The sequence below is a fragment of the Micromonospora sp. NPDC049359 genome (genome assembly GCF_044466585.1).
GTDB lineage: Bacteria > Actinomycetota > Actinomycetes > Mycobacteriales > Micromonosporaceae > Micromonospora.
On the sequence record NZ_JBITMW010000001.1, the window covers coordinates 103,141 to 119,559 of the forward strand.

The window sequence follows — 16,419 nt, forward strand, 5'->3', positions numbered from 1 at the left end:
CGGGGACGGCCGCCCGCAGACGGCCCACCCACTCGTCGTCGTCCATCGATGTCAGTCTGCCGCCCCGCCGCCCGCGTCCGCATCCCCCTCTTCGGCCACCAACGCCTCGACGGCCGCCTCGACCTCGCCCGCCCGGCGGCGGGCCACGGTCACCGCCCGTTCGGCCGCACGCCGGGCCAGCTTCGCCCGGCTCAGGTCCTGTTCCGCCACCGCGCGCCGACGTTCCAACTCGGCCAGCTCCGTCTCGATCCCATCGAGTACGGCAACCCCGTCGCGCTCCTGCCCGACCGCCTCGGCCAGCTCGTCCTCGGCCCGCTGTTGGTCGGCGCGGGCACGGTCCAACTCGCGGTCCAGGGCCCGACGGCGGCGGGCCCGCTCGGCCCGAGCCGTTCGCTGTGCCGCCCGCTCGGCCTGCGCGGCACGCTCCCCGGCCCGGTCGGTACGGCGGTTCGGCTCCGGGCCCTCGCGCTGGGCGCCCGGCCGTCGAGCCGGCGGCTCCTCCTCGTCGCCGGTGACCAGTCGCAACTGCGGTCGGGGCACCTCGCCGAAGCCGGCGTAGGTGGCCGAGCGGAGCAGACGCCCCGCGCGTACCTGCTCGGCGACGTCGGCGTCGGAGAGCGCGGCGTTCAGGGTCGCCTCCACCTCGGCCAGCGGCAGCCGGCCGGCCGGTGGCGCCTCGGGCTCCGCCGCGGCGAGCGTACGGACCTCGGCGACCAGGGCCGCGACCACCGCACGGCGCTGGGCCGACAACTCCCGCAGTCGGGGACCGCGCAGCTCCCGCTGGGCTGCCCGTAGCGCGTCGGCGAGACCGACCAGGTCGTCCACCAGCTCGGGTCGTTCGATGGCGAGCAGGTTGACCAGCCAGGCGGCGACGGTGGGACGACGCAGCCGGGCCAGTTGCCGGGCGGTGGTCGTGTCCCCGGCTCTCCGGGCCTCGGCCACCGCGGCGTCCCGGGCCGCCACGAACCGGTCCGGTGGGGTGCGGTAGAGCTGCCGCACCAACTCCGTGGAGGGGCCGGGCATCGCGTCAGACGTCCACCCGGGTGCCGGGCTCCAGACGCTGGTACTCGGTGCCGGACAGCGCCGCGTACTGCCGGTTGAGCACGCCCAACCCGTTGTGGTTGAGCAGGGCGTCGTGCACGGCGTACGCGCGGCGCGGGGCGACCGCCCGGATGAAGTCGAGCACCTCGGCGAACTTCGACCAGGGTGCGTGGATCGGCGCGAGGAGCGTGTCGACAGGCGTCTCCTGCGGTACGACGAGCGAGTCGCCGGGGTGGTAGACCACGTCGTTGATCAGGTAACCGATGTTGTCGACCACCGGGATGTCGGCGTGGATGACCGCGTGGCGTCCCCCGTACGCGCGGACCGCGACCCCGGCGGCGGTGAACGACTCGCCGGGCTCGACGGGGCACAGCGCCTCCGCCGCGTCGCCCAGGGTGTCGGCGAGCGCGCCGGGCCCGTAGATCAGGAACGGCCGCCGGTCGAGCTGGAGGCGCACCGCGGCCGGGTCGAGGTGGTCCGGGTGCTCGTGGGTGACGAGCACCGCGTCCGCGCCGTCGAGCGCGGTCGCGGGATCGCTGAACACTCCGGGATCGACCACGAGCACTCCGCCGTCGTGTTCCACCCGGACACAGGAGTGGGCGTACTTGGTGAGCCGCATCGTGACTCCTCGACTTATCGAATCGTGATGTCCTCAGCGCAGTCTGCCGGAACCAGCGGGTGGACGCGTCGCGTCCGAACTATCGCCACTGAAGCTGACGACGATGGGAGCGGGGATGGACGGACGGACAGGGCGACGCCGGTGGGCACTCCTGGCGGCGGGAACACTTGTGGCGGCGCTGGCCCTCGCGGGGTGCAGCGCCGGCGACAGCGGATCAGCGGATTCGGCGGGTACGGCGGCCGAGGCCCCCCAGGCCGCGCTCGACAAGGGCAGCGGCGCGCAGGCAGCGGGGACCGCCGGGGCGGGCGCTCCGGATCTGCGGGTCGACCAGCGGGCGATCATCTACACCGGATCGATGCGGGTGCAGGTGACCGATGTGGACGCGGCGGCCCGCGAGGTAAGCGCGGTGGTCACCCGGGCGGGTGGTTTCGTCGGCGGGGACCAGCGGCGCAGCGCCGAGGCCGACGCGGTGGCCGAGTTGGAGTTGCGGGTACCCGCCGCCAAGTTCGGCGCGGTGGTGGAGGAGGTCGCGAAGCTCGGTCGACAGCAGAGCCGCGAGATCAACACCCAGGACGTCACGGAGGAGACCGTCGACCTGGAGGCCCGGATCATCACGCAGCGGGCGCGCGTGGAGAGCGCGCGACGGCTGCTCGCCCGCGCCAACTCGATCTCCGACCTGGTGTCCCTGGAGAACGAGCTGGGTCGCCGGGAGGCGGACCTGGCCTCGCTGGAGGCCAAGAAGCGTCGGCTGGCCGACCTGACGGCGCTGTCCACGATCACGGTGTCGCTGGCCGGGCCGGCGGCGAAGGCCAGCGAGGAGAAGGCCGAGACCGGCTTTCTGGTCGGGCTCAAGGGCGGCTGGGAGGCGTTCGTCACCTCGATGACCGTCCTGCTCACCGTTCTGGGCGCGCTGCTGCCATGGCTGGTGGCGGTCGGCGTACCCCTGGCGGTCCTGCTGCTGGCGCTGCGCCGGCGACGCCGGTCGCCGGCACAGGTCGCCGAGGTCAGCGCGCCGCCGCCAGTGCCCGCAGCGCGGTCTGCGCCATGACGCGTACGCCGGCCGGGATGGCCCGCTCGTCCACGTCGAAGGACGCGCGGTGCAGGTCGACGTTGGGGCCGATCCGGCCCACGCCGAGGCGGGCGAGGGCGCCGGGGACGTACTCCAGGTACCAGGAGAAGTCCTCGCCGCCCATGCTCTGCGGCGTCTCGGCGACGCCGTCCGGGCCCAGCGCCGCGCTGGTGGCGGCGGTCAGCACCTGGATGGCCCGCGAGTCGTTGCTGACCGGCGGTCGGCCGCGCAGGTACTCCAGGTCGACGGTCGCGCCGGTGGGGGCGATCACGTCCCGCACCACCTGAGCCACGATCTTGGGAGCCTGCTCCCAGGTGTCCCGGTCCATCACCCGCAGGGTGCCCGAGGCGCACGCCTCGGAGGGAATGACGTTGTAACGGGTGCCGGCCGAGGCGTGGCCGAACACCAGCAGCAGCCCGCTGTTGGCCGGCACCCGACGGCTGACCAGGGCCGGGACCTCGGTGACCAGCCGGCCGAGCGCGTCCACCAGGTCGACGGTCAGGTGCGGACGGGCGGTGTGCCCGCCCGGCCCGGAGAGCCGGACGGTGACGTTGTCGGCGGCCGCCGTGATCGGGCCGACGCGCAGGCCCACCTGGCCCACCGGCAGGTTCGGGTCGCAGTGCAGCGCGAAGATCTGCACCACGTCGTCCAGGCCGCCGGCCTCGATGACCTCCAACGAGCCGCAGGGCAGGATCTCCTCGGCCGGCTGGAAGATGAGCCGGACCCGGCCGTCCAGCTCGCCGAGGTCGGCGAGCTGGGCCAGCAGCATGCCGACGCCGAGCAGGATCGAGGTGTGCACGTCGTGGCCGCAGGCGTGGCAGACGCCCTCGACGGTGGAGCGGTACGGCACGTCCTTGGGATCGTCGAGCGGCAGGGCGTCGATGTCGGCGCGCAGCGCGATGACCGGGCCGTCCGGACGACCGTTGACGTCACAGATCACGCCGTTGCCCTTGGGCAGCAGCCGGGGGTTCAGGCCCGCGAGCGAGAGTTCCCGGGCGATCAGGGCCGCCGTCTCGAACTCCGTACCGGACAACTCGGGGTGCGAGTGAAGGTGACGGCGCGTGGCGATGAGCCCGGGTACCCGTAGGGCGAGCAGGTGGTCCAGGTCGCGGGGCAGGGGCTGGGCCCCCGGCGGGGTCTCCAGCCAGGACGACGCCAGCTGGCCGCCGGTCGGCAGCGTCAACGCACTCGTCACGTCGAATTCTCGATCACTAGAGATGGATGGATCATCGGGGACAGCAGACAGCCTAGACCTCCGACGGTGACGCTGCGCAACCTCGTTACGGTGATGATCAGACCGCGTAGCGTCACGTATGCCCTGCTGAGCGCGCTCGTCGAGGTGCGGGACCGCAGGTAGATCGCGTTCGAACGCCGCCATCCGCCCCCTCACCTCCTACAACGCGTAACCAAGCGGAGTGTCCGGGAGTCGCGATACCACCCCTGGACCTACGCTGCGAATTGTCGCATTAGTCGGGGTGATGAACTGACACTCCGACAATAAGACGACCACGCTCCGCAACGGGCCGGACAAGGACGCTCACATAATCTCGCCGACGCCGACCGCACACCTTGTGCGTTCCGGCCCACCTGTTGCCGTACCCCCGGAGCCGGGCGGACACACCCGAGGGCGGTCGCGTCAGAACCGGCCGGTCGCGTCAGAACCGGTCCGTGGGCCGGTACTGCCCCCACACCTCGCGCAGCGTGCCGCAGACCTCGCCCACCGTGGCCCGGGCCCGCAGCGCCTCCCGCATCGGGTACAGCACGTTGTCCGAACCCTCGGCGGCGGCCCGAAGGTCGGCCAGCGCCCGCGTCACCGCGTCGGCGTCCCGGCCGGCGCGCAGCCGGGCCAACCGCTCGGCCTGCGCCGCCTCGATCGTCGGGTCGACCCGCAACGGCTCGTACGGCTCCTCCTCGTCGACCGTGAACCGGTTGAGCCCCACCACCACCCGCTCGCTGGAGTCGATCTCCTGGGCGATCCGGTACGCGGACTGCTCGATCTCCCGCTTCTGGAACCCGGCCTCGATCGCGTCGACCGCCGAGCCGTGGTCGGCCACCCGCTCCATCAACTCCACGGCGGCGGCCTCGATCTCGGCGGTCATCGCCTCCACCACGTACGAGCCGGCGAACGGGTCGACTGTCGCGGTCAGGTCCGTCTCGTACGCCAGCACCTGCTGGGTGCGCAGCGCGAGCCGGGCCGCCTTCTCGGTGGGCAGCGCGAGCGCCTCGTCGAAGCTGTTGGTGTGCAGCGACTGCGTGCCGCCGAGGACCGCGGCCAGGCCCTGCACCGCGACCCGGACCAGGTTCACCTCCGGCTGCTGGGCGGTGAGCTGCACACCGGCGGTCTGGGTGTGGAAACGCAGCATCATCGACTTCGGATCCCGGGCGCCGAAGTCGTCACGCATGAGCCGGGCCCAGATCCGCCGGGCGGCGCGGAACTTCGCCACCTCCTCCAACAGCGTGGTGCGGGCCACGAAGAAGAACGAGAGCCGGGGCGCGAAGTCGTCCACCGCGAGCCCCGCGGCCAACGCCGCCCGCACGTACTCCACGCCGTTGGCCAGGGTGAACGCGATCTCCTGCGCGGGCGTCGCGCCGGCCTCGGCCATGTGGTAGCCGGAGATGGAGATCGTGTTCCACTTCGGCACCTCCTTGCGGCAGTACGCGAACGTGTCGGCCACCAGGCGCAGCGACGGCTTCGGCGGGAAGATGTACGTCCCCCGGGCGATGTACTCCTTGAGGATGTCGTTCTGGATGGTGCCGTTGAGCGCCGAGCCGGCGACCCCGTTCTCCTGGGCGACGAGCTGGTAGAGCAGCAGCAGCACCGAGCCGGGAGCGTTGATGGTCATCGAGGTGGAGACCCGGTCCAACGGGATGTCGGCGAAGAGCAGCCGCATGTCCTCGATGGAGTCGATGGCCACGCCGACCTTGCCGACCTCGCCGTGCGCGATCGGGTCGTCCGAGTCGTACCCCATCTGGGTCGGCAGGTCGAAGGCGACGGAGAGACCGGTCGTGCCCGCCCGCAACAGTTGGTGGTACCGCGCGTTGGACTCGGTGGCGGTGCCGAAGCCGGCGTACTGGCGCATGGTCCACGGACGGGAGGTGTACATCGTGGGGTACACCCCCCGGGTGTACGGGAACTCGCCCGGGCCGCCCAGCCGGGTGTCCAGGTCCTCCGGAAGGTCGGCCGCCGTGTAGACGCCCTTGATCGGATAACCGGACTCGCTTGACCGCCGTTCGCTCATCCTTCGGATGGTAGGTCGCCCCGGCTCAAGGTCGGGTGAGGGATACCGCACAGTGCGTCTCGACCGGTCGACGGGAGGTGAACGCTCGGGCACGATCTGTCGACTTCGGTAAACGTCCGCCGCGTCGGCTTTCGCATCGGGCGTCGGAACCAGCAAGATAGGGGGGTTGTGTCCCAGCCCCCCTCGATTTCCCCCGGTGGCTTTTCTGTGACTCAGATCCCGACGTGGAGCGGCGGACAGGTAAGTCCCGCCAGCGGACGAGCAGCGCCCGGCACCACCATCGGTGACCGGTACTCGCTGCGGTCCGCGGTGGGCAACGGCGGCATGGGCACGGTGTGGCGTGCCACAGACACCCTGCTGCGCCGCGATGTGGCGGTGAAGGAGGTCGTCCTGCCCCCGGGCCTGGCGCCCAGCGACCGCGACGCCATGTACGAGCGGACGCTGCGCGAGGCCCGCGCCGCCGCCGCCATCCAGCACCCCGCCGTGGTGCAGGTGTACGACGTGGTCACCGAGGCCGGTCGGCCGTGGATCGTGATGGAGCTGCTGGACGCCCGCAGCCTCGCCGACATGGTCATCGAGGACGGCCCGGTCGCGCCCCGCGCGGTCGCCAAGATCGGCATCGCGCTGCTCGGCGCGCTGGAGGTCGCGCACGCCATCGGCGTCCTGCACCGCGACGTCAAGCCGGCCAACGTGCTGATCTGCTCCGACGGCCGCTGCGTGCTGACCGACTTCGGTGTCGCCCGGATGCCCACCGACGTGCAGCTCACCACGCCCGGCATGGTGCTCGGCTCCCCGCACTTCATCTCGCCCGAGCGGGCCATGGGCCAGGAGTTCGGTCCGCCGAGCGACCTCTTCTCGCTGGGTGTGACGCTCTACACGGCCGTCGAGGGGCGTCCCCCGTTCGACAAGGGCGACCCGATCGAGACGATGCACGCCGTCGTCGAGGACCCGCCGGCCCCGCCGCAGCGCAGCGGCCCGCTGACCCGGGTGCTGATGGGCCTGCTGGAGAAGGACCCGGCCCGTCGGCTGGACGTACACACCTCCCGGGGCATGCTGCGGGAGCTGCTCGCCGGCCCGTTGGGCAGCACCGCCACCGCCGTGCACTCGGTCACCGACCCGTACGCCGTGGTGCCGGTGCAGCAGCGTCCGGCCCCCGTCCACCAGCCGGCCCAGCCGGAGTCGAAGTCGGACAACCAGATCGGTGGCCGGGCCATGCTCGCCCCGGACGAGTCGCTGACCGACCGGTTGGCCGCGCTGCGCCGGGGCGAACGCCCGCAGCCGGCCGGCGCGGCCGCCGCCGCAGCCCTTGACGAGACCAGCGCGGACGCGCTCGCCGGCCCGCTGCACACCCCCACCGGCGCGATGCCCGGCGCGGGTCGCCCCGCCACCGGGCGCACCTACGGCGGTGGCGCGGACGCCACCCAGCGGGTGGACGCCGGGGCGCACCCCGACGCGACCCAGCGGGTCACCTACGGCAACCGGCCCGACGCCACCCAGCAGGTCGGCTACGGGGCGCCCGAGGCCACCCAGCGCATCGGCGGCACCTACGGCGGCGGCAACCAGTGGTCCGTTCCGGGCACCGGCCAGCCCTGGACGACGACGCCGCCCCCGACCGCCGGCGGCGGCAGTGCCCTGGACAAGGTCCGCGCGACCGGTGGTCAACTCGTCACCACGGCGAAGGGCTGGCCGCGCAAGGTCCAGCTCGCCGCAGCCGGTGGCCTGGTCGTGCTGCTGCTGATCAGCATCGTGGCGCTGTCGGGCGGGGACGACCCCGCGCCGAGCACCCCGCAGGCGCAGCCGACCCCGTCCGCCCCGGCGGGCCCGGCCGTCGAGATGCAGGAGCACACGGCCCGCGGCATCCAGGTGATGGTGCCGAAGGGTTGGAAGAAGGCCACCGGCGGCTCGTACACCGACTACATCGACCCGGAGGACGACGGTCGCAAGATCCGGATCCTCACCGAGAAGTGGACCGGGACGCCCACCCGCTGGGCGGAGAGCGCGCAGAACTTCCTCCGCACCAAGAGCACCAACTGCAAGAAGCCGTACGAGCAGGTGGCCATCGCCGAGCAGCAGTTGGCGGGCAGCCCGGGCGTCGAATTCGAGTACACCTGCGGCTCCGGTGGCGAGATGCGCCACGGGGTGTGGCGCGCGGTCGTCAAGGACGGCAAGTCGTACTCGTTCTACCTCTCCGCCACCGAGGACGCGTTCGCCGAGAGCAAGCCGATCTTCGACGAGATGGTGAAGACGTTCCAGCTCACCGGAAACGGCTGAGCCGGAGGGAACCGGCAGCGGTGATCCGCCGTCGTGCTATCAAGGGGCATGGCGGCGGACACCACTGACATCGACGACATTCGCGAGCAAGCTCGGCGCTGGCTGGCCGACGATCCCGACCCGACCAGCCGGGACGAGCTGACGGCGGTGCTCGACGGGCTGCCGGCGAGCGCCCCGGAGCTGGCCGACCGGTTCGCCGGCCCGCTGACCTTCGGCACGGCCGGCCTGCGCGGTCCGCTGCGCGCCGGTCCGAACGGCATGAACCTCGCCGTGGTCACCCAGGCCGCCGCCGGCCTGGTCACGTGGCTCGCGGCCCAGGGCGGCACCGGCCCGCTGGTGATCGGGTACGACGCCCGGCACGGCTCCCGCCAGTTCGCCGAACGCACCGCCCAGGTGGCGACCGGTGCCGGCCGGGCGGCGCTGCTGCTCCCCCGCCCGCTGCCCACCCCGGTCCTCGCGTACGCGGTGCGTCAACTCGGCGCGGTGGCCGGCGTGATGGTCACCGCCAGCCACAATCCACCCCAGGACAACGGCTACAAGGTCTACCTCGGCGCGGAGCTGGGTGGTGAGCTGGGCGCCGGGGCGCAGATCGTGCCGCCGGCCGACGCCGGCATCGAGGCCGCCATCCGGGCGGTCGGCCCGCTGACCCAGGTGCCGCTGGGGCGGGCCGGCGAGGTGCTCGGTGACGACCTCGTCGCCGCGTACGTCGAGCGGGCCACCGCCGTGATCGACGCGGACGGGCCACGGGACCTGTCCGTGGCGTACACCCCGCTGCACGGGGTGGGCGCGGCGGTGCTCACCGCGACGTTCGCGCGGGCCGGTTTCCCGGTCCCCGGCGTGGTGCCCGACCAGGCGGAGCCCGACCCGGCGTTCCCGACCGTCTCGTTCCCCAACCCGGAGGAGCCGGGGGCCGTCGACCGGCTGATCGCGCTGGCCGACTCCACCGGCGCGGATCTCGCCATCGCCAACGACCCGGACGCCGACCGCTGCGCCGTGGTCGTCCGCGCGGCCGGGGCCGGACAGGGCTGGCGGATGCTGCGCGGCGACGAGGTGGGTGTGCTGCTCGCCGACCACCTGATGCGACGCGGCGTGACCGGGCTGTACGCCACCACCATCGTCTCGTCGTCGCTGCTGCGGGCGATGTGCGCGGCGCGGGGCCTGCCCTACGACGAGACGCTGACGGGCTTCAAGTGGATCGTGCGGGCGGGCGGCGGAAGCGCGCCGCTGGTCTTCGGTTACGAGGAGGCGCTCGGCTACTGCGTCGCCCCGGAGCACGTCCGGGACAAGGACGGCATCACCGCCGCGCTGACGGTGGCCGAGCTGGCCGCCGGCCTCAAGGCGCAGGGTCGGACGCTGACCGACCGGCTGGATGAGCTGGCCGCCGAGTTCGGCGTGCACCAGACCGACCAGCTCTCCGTCCGGGTCGACGACCTGCGGGAGATCGCCGACGCGATGGCCCGGATCCGGACGGCCACCCCGGGCACGCTGCTGGACCAGCCGGTCGACAGTGTCCGGGACCTGCTGCCCGAGTCGGACGTGGTGATCCTGCGTACCGCGACGGCCCGGGTGGTGATTCGCCCCTCGGGGACCGAGCCCAAGCTCAAGGCGTACCTCGAAGTGGTGGAGCCGGTGCCCGACGGCGATGTCGCCGCCGCCCGGAGCCGGGCCGGCGCGGCGATCGCGCGGCTGCGGGCCGACGTCGCTGCCGCGCTCGGCATCTGACCGGGTGCGGGCCGACGGTCAGGCGCGCTTGCCGAGCGCCGCGTCGACCGCCGTGGCCAGGGCGGCGACGACCAGGCCGACCGAGGGGCGGACCACCGAGTCGTCGGTGCTCACCTGGCCGGAGAAGCCCGCCCCGGTGGCGATCTCCTCCAACCGGCGGCGGGCGGTGGCGGCCTCCTCGCCGCTGACGCCCAGCGCGGACTCCATCCGCAGCACGACCACCAGGGTGGCGAGGGCGGCGGTCCGCTCGTCCGGGGCCGCCGCGCCGGCCAGCGCGTCGGCGAGCCGTCGGCGGGTGTCCGCCTCGACGGAGGTGTCCACCACCGGGTAGCGGTGTACGTGGATGAAGCCCAGTTCGGTCTCGTCGACATCGCGGACGACACCCTGGGCGCACAGGTCACCGAGGATCTTGTCGCGTAGACCGTGCCGCAGGCGCTGCACCCACGAGGCCGGGGTGTGCGGGGTGTCGGCGGCGATCCGGGCGAGCACCCCGTCGGTGACCGGCTCGCCGGTGGGCGTCGCGTCGATCACGGTCAACGACCCGTCGGCGAACGCGATCCGGCCGGCCAGTGCCAGCTCGACCAGCACCGCGGCGGCCATGCCCAGGTCCAGGCTGATCCGCGGCATGGTCGCCTTGCCGGTCGAGTCGTCGTAGGCGAGGAGCAGCAGCTCCTCGGCGAGCGCAACACCAGTCATGGCCGGAGACGGTAGCGGGTCCGCGCACCACCGCGCGCGGACCCGCCGGACCCGGCACCGACCGGGTGCCACGCTCAGAACCGGGGCATGCCACCGAACTGGCGGTCGCCGGCGTCGCCGAGCCCGGGGACGATGAACATCTTGTCGTTGAGGCCCTCGTCGATCGAGGCGGTGACCAGGCGCAGCGGCAGGCCGGAGCGCTCCAGCCGCTCGATGCCGACCGGTGCGGCGAGCACGCAGAGCACGGTGATGTCGGTGCAGCCCCGATCGGCCAGCAGCCGACAGGAGTGCTCCAGTGAGCCGCCGGTGGCGAGCATCGGGTCGAGCACCAGCACCGGCAGGCCGGCCAGGTCCCGGGGCAGCGACTCCATGTAGGCGCGCGGCTCGTAGGTCTCCTCGTCGCGGGCCAGGCCGACGAAGCCCATCGAGGACTCGGGCAGCAGGCCGAGCGCGGCGTCCGCCATGCCCAGGCCGGCCCGCAGCACCGGCACCAGCAACGGCGGGTTCGCCAGCCGGGTGCCCTCGGTGCCGGTGACCGGCGTCTGCACCGGGTACCGCTCGACGGGGAAGGTGCGCGCCGCCTCGTACACCAGCATGGTGGTCAGTTCGTGCAGCGCCGCCCGGAACGTCGAGGAGTCGGTGCGCGCGTCCCGCATGGCGGTCAGCCGGGACTGGGCCAGCGGGTGGTCAATGACGTGTACGTCCACGATCGCTCAACCTACCCGTCCGGTCGGCGTGCCGGTGGGGGTGCGGGCGGACCGGCGACCTCGCTCACGCCCGCAGCCGCCGTGACCAAGATCACTCCGCGGTTCCGTGCGTAGACTTCTCGGCATGACGGCGACAACGACGTCGGCCCGGTCGGACCTCTCCGAGCTGGGACGATCCGAGACCGCTCTGCGGACCTTCCTGCACGGCCTGCCCGGCGTGGACCAGGTCGGCGCGGAGCAGCGGGCGGCACAGCTCGGCACCCGCTCCATCAAGACCACCGCCAAGGCCCAGGCGATCGACCTGGCGATCCGCATGGTCGACCTGACCACCCTCGAGGGCGCGGACACCCCCGGCAAGGTGCGCGCGCTGGCCGCGAAGGCGCTGCGCCCGGACCCGGCCGACCTGTCGTGCCCACACGTCGGCGCGGTCTGCGTCTACCCGGCGATGGTCCCGTACGTCGCCGAGGTGCTGGCCGGATCCGGTGTCCACCTCGCCAGCGTGGCGACGGCGTTCCCGTCCGGCCAGGCGCCGCTGGAGATCAAGCTCGCCGACGTCCGGGCCGCCGTCGAGGCCGGCGCCGACGAGATCGACATGGTGATCAACCGGGGCGCGTTCCTGGCCGGGCGGTACCAGGAGGTCTACGACGAGATCGTGGCCACCAAGGACGCCTGCGGTGACGCCCACCTCAAGGTGATCCTGGAGACCGGCGAGCTGGCCACCTACGACAACGTGCGCCGCGCCTCCTGGCTGGCCATGCTGGCCGGCGGCGACTTCATCAAGACGTCCACCGGCAAGGTCCCGGTCGCGGCGACGCTGCCGGTGACCCTGGTCATGCTGGAGGCGGTCCGCGACTTCCGCGAGGCGACCGGACGACAGGTGGGCGTGAAGCCGGCCGGCGGCATCAAGACCACCAAGGACGCGATCAAGTACCTGGTGATGGTCAACGAGACCGTCGGCCCGGACTGGCTCGACCCGGACTGGTTCCGCTTCGGCGCGTCCAGCCTGCTCAACGACCTGCTGATGCAGCGCACCAAGCTGACGACCGGCACCTACTCCGGTCCCGACTACTTCACCCTGGACTGATAGCCGATGTTCGAATACGCCCCCGCCCCCGAGTCCCGCTCGGTGGTGGACCTCAAGCCCGCGTACGGGCTGTTCATCGACGGCACGTTCGTCGACCCGACCAGCGGCGGCAGCTTCAAGTCGATCAACCCCGCCTCCGAGGAGGTGCTGGCCGAGGTCGCCGAGGCCGACGCCGAGGACGTGGAGCGTGCGGTCAAGGCCGCCCGTAAGGCGTACGACAAGGTTTGGGGTCCGATGCCCGGCCGCGACCGGGCCAAGTACCTGTATCGGATCGCCCGGCTCATCCAGGAGCGCTCGCGTGAGCTGGCCGTCCTGGAGTCGCTGGACAACGGCAAGCCGATCAAGGAATCCCGCGACGTCGACCTGCCGCTGGTCGCCGCGCACTTCTTCTACTACGCGGGCTGGGCCGACAAGCTCGGTCACGCCGGCTTCGGGCCGAACCCGCAGCCGATCGGGGTGGCCGCCCAGGTCATCCCGTGGAACTTCCCGCTGCTCATGCTGGCCTGGAAGATCGCCCCGGCGCTGGCGGCGGGCAACACGGTGGTGCTCAAGCCCGCCGAGACCACCCCGCTGACCGCCCTGCTGTTCGCCGAGATCTGCCAGCAGGCCGACCTGCCCGCCGGCGTGGTCAACATCGTCACCGGCGCCGGCGACACCGGGCGCGCGCTGGTCGAACACCCCGGCGTGGACAAGGTCGCCTTCACCGGCTCGACCGGGGTCGGCCGGGCCATCGCCCGGTCGGTCGCCGGCACCCGCAAGAAGCTGACCCTGGAGCTGGGCGGCAAGGCCGCCAACATCGTCTTCGACGACGCGCCCATCGACCAGGCCGTCGAGGGCATCGTCAACGGCATCTTCTTCAACCAGGGGCACGTCTGCTGCGCCGGCTCGCGCCTCCTCGTCCAGGAGAACGTCGCCGACCGCGTGCTGGAGTCGCTCAAGCGGCGGATGGCCCAACTCCGCGTCGGTGACCCGCTGGACAAGAACACCGACGTCGGGGCCATCAACTCGGCCGCCCAGCTGGAGCGGATCCGCGAGCTGTCCGACGCCGGCTCCGCCGAGGGCGCCGAGCGCTGGTCGCCGCCGTGCGAGCTGCCTGACCGTGGCTTCTGGTTCGCGCCCACCATCTTCACCGGCGTCACCCAGGCCCACCGAATCGCCCGCGAGGAGATCTTCGGGCCGGTGCTGTCGGTGCTCACCTTCCGCACGCCGGCCGAGGCCGTGGAGAAGGCCAACAACACGCCGTACGGGCTGTCGGCAGGCATCTGGACCGACAAGGGCTCCCGGATCCTGTGGATGGCCGACCGGCTGCGCGCCGGCGTGGTCTGGGCCAACACGTTCAACAAGTTCGACCCCACCTCGCCGTTCGGCGGCTACAAGGAGTCGGGCTACGGTCGCGAGGGCGGCCGGCACGGGCTGGAGGGGTACCTCAATGTCTGAGCGGGTCGCGGTACGCAAGACGTACAAGCTCTTCATCGGCGGGAAGTTCCCGCGCAGCGAGTCGGGACGGTCGTATCTCGTGCAGTCCTCGAATGTGTCACTGGCCTCCCGCAAGGACGCCCGGGACGCGGTGGTCGCCGCCCGCGCCGCCGTGAAGGGCTGGGCCGGCGCGACCGCGTACAACCGGGGTCAGATCCTCTACCGGGCCGCCGAGATGCTGGAGGGTCGCCGCGAGCAGTTCGTCGCGCTGGGCATCGGAGGCGACGAGGTGGACGCCGCCGTGGACCGCTGGGTCTGGTACGCCGGCTGGGCCGACAAGCTCGCCCAGGTGTACGGCGGCGCGAACCCGGTCGCCGGCCCCTACTTCAACCTCTCCGCGCCCGAGCCCACCGGCGTGGTCGCGGTGGTCGCCCCGGAACGCCCGGCGCTGCTCGGCCTGGTCAGCGTGATCGCCCCGGCGATCGTCACCGGTAACACGGTGGTCGTGGCGGCGTCGCCGTCCGAACCGCTGGCGGCGGTGACGCTGGCCGAGGTGCTGGCGACCTCCGACCTGCCCGGCGGTGTGGTCAACATCCTGACCGGCGCGATCACCGAGACCGCGCCCACGTTGGCCGCGCACCTGGACGTCAACGCGATCGACCTGACCGGGGTGACCGACGCGTCGCTCGCCAGCGAGCTGGAGGTCAAGGCGGCCGAGAACCTGAAGCGGGTGCTCCGACCGGCCCCGGCCGACCACGACTGGACCGCCGACCCCGGGGTGACCCGGATGACGACCCTGCTGGAGACGAAGACGGTGTGGCATCCCAAGGGGGTGTGATCGGTTCGGCCTTGGGGTTTTCCGGGGGGAGCCCGCCCACTCCGGGCGGTCAGGCTTGATCCCTGCGTGGGCGGGCTCCCCCCGGAAAACCTGACGTGGGCCACGCCCGTCGGGTGGGTCAGCTTGCGGGTGCCGCCCGACGTTGAGTTGCCGGTCGGCGGGGTTGCTGCGGTCGAGGCGGCCAAGATCTGCGCAACGTTGGGGATGTTGCTGCTTCCGAAGCGCTGGAGGCAGCAACATCCCCGTTCTTGTGGGGATCTTGCGGTGGGTGACCAGCGTCCGGGCCGCCCGGGGGCGGGGTCTACTACCGGGGGTAGGATTGAGCTGTGACTCGGTTGGGCGATCTTGAGCGTGCGGTGATGGACGTGCTGTGGGACGTGGTCCCGGGCACGTCGGACGGTGTGACCGTGCGCGAGGTCGCCGACGCGCTCGACGGCCGCGAACTGGCGTACACGACGGTGATGACCGTCCTCGACCGGCTCGCCGGCAAGGGCATGGTGCAGCGTGAGCGGGAGGGCCGGGCCTGGCGGTACCGGCCGGCGGCCAGCCGCGAGGCGCACATCGCCCAGCTCATGCTGGACGCCCTCGACCTGGGCGGCAGCCGGGACGCGGCGCTGGTGCGCTTCGCCCGCTCGGTGACCGGCACCGAGGCCGAGGTGCTCCGGGCGGCCCTCGGCAGCGAGGCCGGGCTGGCCGGGGCGGGCGCGACCGGCAGCGAGGCCGAGCTGACCGACCGCGTGGATCCGCCGGCGGGCCGCCGGCCGGCCGACGAGACAGCGGAGCGGTAGGCACGCCATGGCCTACGCCGTGCACTTCGCCGCCACCATGCTGGCCTGCTATCTGACCGCGCAGGTGCTGGCCCGTTCCACCTGGACGTGGCGCAGTCCGCGGGTGGCGATCGTCTGCTGGCAGGCCGTCGGGTTGGCGTTGGGCCTCTCCGCGATGGGGCTGCCGATGGCGCTCGGGCTGGCCGCGTACGACCGGCCCACCGGGAGCGCCCTGCTCGCCCTGACCGGCGACCTCGCCCATGGCACCCTGCCGATCGGCGTGACGGCGCTGCACCTCGCCGGCGTCGGGGTGGGCTTCGGCATCGGCGCGGTGCTCGTCACCACGACCGTCCGCAGCATCCACGGCACGATCCGCGCCCAGCGCCGGCACCGGGACCTGCTCACCCTGGTGGCCCGGGACGACCCGGCCGCCCCGGGGGCGCTCGTCCTGGACCATCCGAGCGCCGCCGCGTACTGCCTGCCCGGGGTGAAGCCGCAGGTGGTGGTCAGTGCGGGCACGCTGAGCCTGCTCGACCGGGCCGAACTGGCGGCCGTGCTCTCGCACGAACGCGCCCACGCCCACGAACGGCACGACCTGGTGCTGCTGCCGTTCACCGCGCTCTGCCGGGCGCTGCCGTGGTTCGGCTGGGTCCGGGACGCGCACGAGCGGGTCGCCCTGCTGGTCGAGATGCGCGCCGACGACAAGGCCCGCGAGCTGCACGCTGAGGCTCCGCTGGCGGGTGCGCTGCGTCGCTTCGCGGCCGCCGGGCACCGGGTCACTCCGGCCGGCGCGCTGGGCCTGGGCGACCGCGATCTCGACGTACGCGTCCAGCGCCTCCTGGTCACCGACCGACCGCCCCGCGCCCTCGGCGCCACGGCCCTCGCGGTAGCCGCAACCCTGGTCTCCCTCCCCATAACCCTCTTCCTGACCTAACCCCACCCCCACCCAC

The 16,419-nt window shown here is 72.8% G+C and carries 14 protein-coding genes; 8 read left to right on the forward strand and 6 right to left on the reverse strand.

Annotated elements, in window-relative coordinates; genetic code table 11:
- Window positions 1-51: 51 nt before the first annotated feature.
- Together ACIBTX_RS00505 and ACIBTX_RS00510 are read right to left on the reverse strand one after the other, a co-directional pair.
- Entirely contained in the window at window positions 52-1,023 is a 972-nt protein-coding gene (locus ACIBTX_RS00505) for a hypothetical protein (RefSeq protein WP_357175033.1), read from the reverse strand.
- Between the two features lie 4 nt (window positions 1,024-1,027).
- Window positions 1,028-1,660, reverse strand: a complete 633-nt coding sequence (locus ACIBTX_RS00510) for an MBL fold metallo-hydrolase (protein WP_396831767.1) — start codon at window positions 1,658-1,660, stop codon at window positions 1,028-1,030.
- 94 nt (window positions 1,661-1,754) lie between these two features.
- On the opposite strand from ACIBTX_RS00510, the gene ACIBTX_RS00515 reads away from it, so the two are divergent.
- Window positions 1,755-2,708: a DUF4349 domain-containing protein gene (locus ACIBTX_RS00515; protein WP_357130431.1), complete on the forward strand. Its 954-nt coding sequence runs from the start codon at window positions 1,755-1,757 to the stop codon at window positions 2,706-2,708.
- Here the strand turns inward: ACIBTX_RS00515 and ACIBTX_RS00520 are convergent.
- Window positions 2,665-3,924: an amidohydrolase gene (locus ACIBTX_RS00520; protein WP_357130326.1), complete on the reverse strand. Its 1,260-nt coding sequence runs from the start codon at window positions 3,922-3,924 to the stop codon at window positions 2,665-2,667. The two genes, ACIBTX_RS00515 and ACIBTX_RS00520, sit on opposite strands and share 44 nt — an antisense overlap.
- A 460-nt stretch (window positions 3,925-4,384) precedes the next feature.
- Window positions 4,385-5,968 carry a methylmalonyl-CoA mutase gene (locus ACIBTX_RS00525; RefSeq protein ID WP_396831769.1) on the reverse strand — a complete coding sequence of 528 codons (1,584 nt, stop codon included), beginning with the start codon at window positions 5,966-5,968 and terminating at the stop codon, window positions 4,385-4,387.
- Window positions 5,969-6,175: 207 nt separating this feature from the next.
- Between ACIBTX_RS00525 and ACIBTX_RS00530 the strand changes: the two genes are divergently transcribed.
- On the forward strand, window positions 6,176-8,239 hold the full coding sequence (locus ACIBTX_RS00530; protein WP_363660811.1) for a serine/threonine-protein kinase: 2,064 nt from the start codon (window positions 6,176-6,178) through the stop codon (window positions 8,237-8,239).
- Between the two features lie 48 nt (window positions 8,240-8,287).
- Window positions 8,288-9,961, forward strand: coding sequence for a phospho-sugar mutase (locus tag ACIBTX_RS00535; protein ID WP_357130334.1), 1,674 nt, complete (start codon window positions 8,288-8,290; stop codon window positions 9,959-9,961).
- A gap of 18 nt (window positions 9,962-9,979) precedes the next feature.
- Here ACIBTX_RS00535 and ACIBTX_RS00540 read toward each other — a convergent pair whose 3' ends face one another.
- Both ACIBTX_RS00540 and upp read right to left on the reverse strand, forming a co-directional pair.
- A complete protein-coding gene (locus ACIBTX_RS00540) occupies window positions 9,980-10,657 on the reverse strand; it encodes a GPP34 family phosphoprotein (RefSeq protein WP_357130337.1) in 678 nt (225 codons plus the stop codon).
- A gap of 74 nt (window positions 10,658-10,731) precedes the next feature.
- Window positions 10,732-11,364 carry a uracil phosphoribosyltransferase gene (gene upp, locus ACIBTX_RS00545; protein WP_357130340.1) on the reverse strand — a complete coding sequence of 211 codons (633 nt, stop codon included), beginning with the start codon at window positions 11,362-11,364 and terminating at the stop codon, window positions 10,732-10,734.
- A 124-nt stretch (window positions 11,365-11,488) separates the two neighbouring features.
- On the opposite strand from upp, the gene deoC reads away from it, so the two are divergent.
- The 5 genes from deoC to ACIBTX_RS00570 all read left to right on the forward strand — a co-directional run bounded on the left by deoC (window position 11,489) and on the right by ACIBTX_RS00570 (window position 16,403).
- On the forward strand, window positions 11,489-12,448 hold the full coding sequence (gene deoC / locus ACIBTX_RS00550; RefSeq protein WP_396831770.1) for a deoxyribose-phosphate aldolase: 960 nt from the start codon (window positions 11,489-11,491) through the stop codon (window positions 12,446-12,448).
- Window positions 12,449-12,454: 6 nt separating this feature from the next.
- Window positions 12,455-13,885, forward strand: a complete 1,431-nt coding sequence (locus ACIBTX_RS00555) for an aldehyde dehydrogenase family protein (protein WP_396831772.1) — start codon at window positions 12,455-12,457, stop codon at window positions 13,883-13,885.
- The gene (locus ACIBTX_RS00560; RefSeq protein WP_357175041.1) at window positions 13,878-14,702 is read left to right on the forward strand and encodes an aldehyde dehydrogenase family protein; all 825 of its coding nucleotides are present in this window, start codon (window positions 13,878-13,880) and stop codon (window positions 14,700-14,702) included. Before ACIBTX_RS00555 ends, ACIBTX_RS00560 begins: the two co-directional genes overlap by 8 nt.
- A gap of 326 nt (window positions 14,703-15,028) precedes the next feature.
- The gene (locus tag ACIBTX_RS00565) at window positions 15,029-15,490 is read left to right on the forward strand and encodes a BlaI/MecI/CopY family transcriptional regulator (protein ID WP_396831774.1); all 462 of its coding nucleotides are present in this window, start codon (window positions 15,029-15,031) and stop codon (window positions 15,488-15,490) included.
- 7 nt (window positions 15,491-15,497) lie between these two features.
- On the forward strand, window positions 15,498-16,403 hold the full coding sequence (locus ACIBTX_RS00570; protein WP_357130355.1) for a M56 family metallopeptidase: 906 nt from the start codon (window positions 15,498-15,500) through the stop codon (window positions 16,401-16,403).
- Window positions 16,404-16,419: the final 16 nt, after the last annotated feature.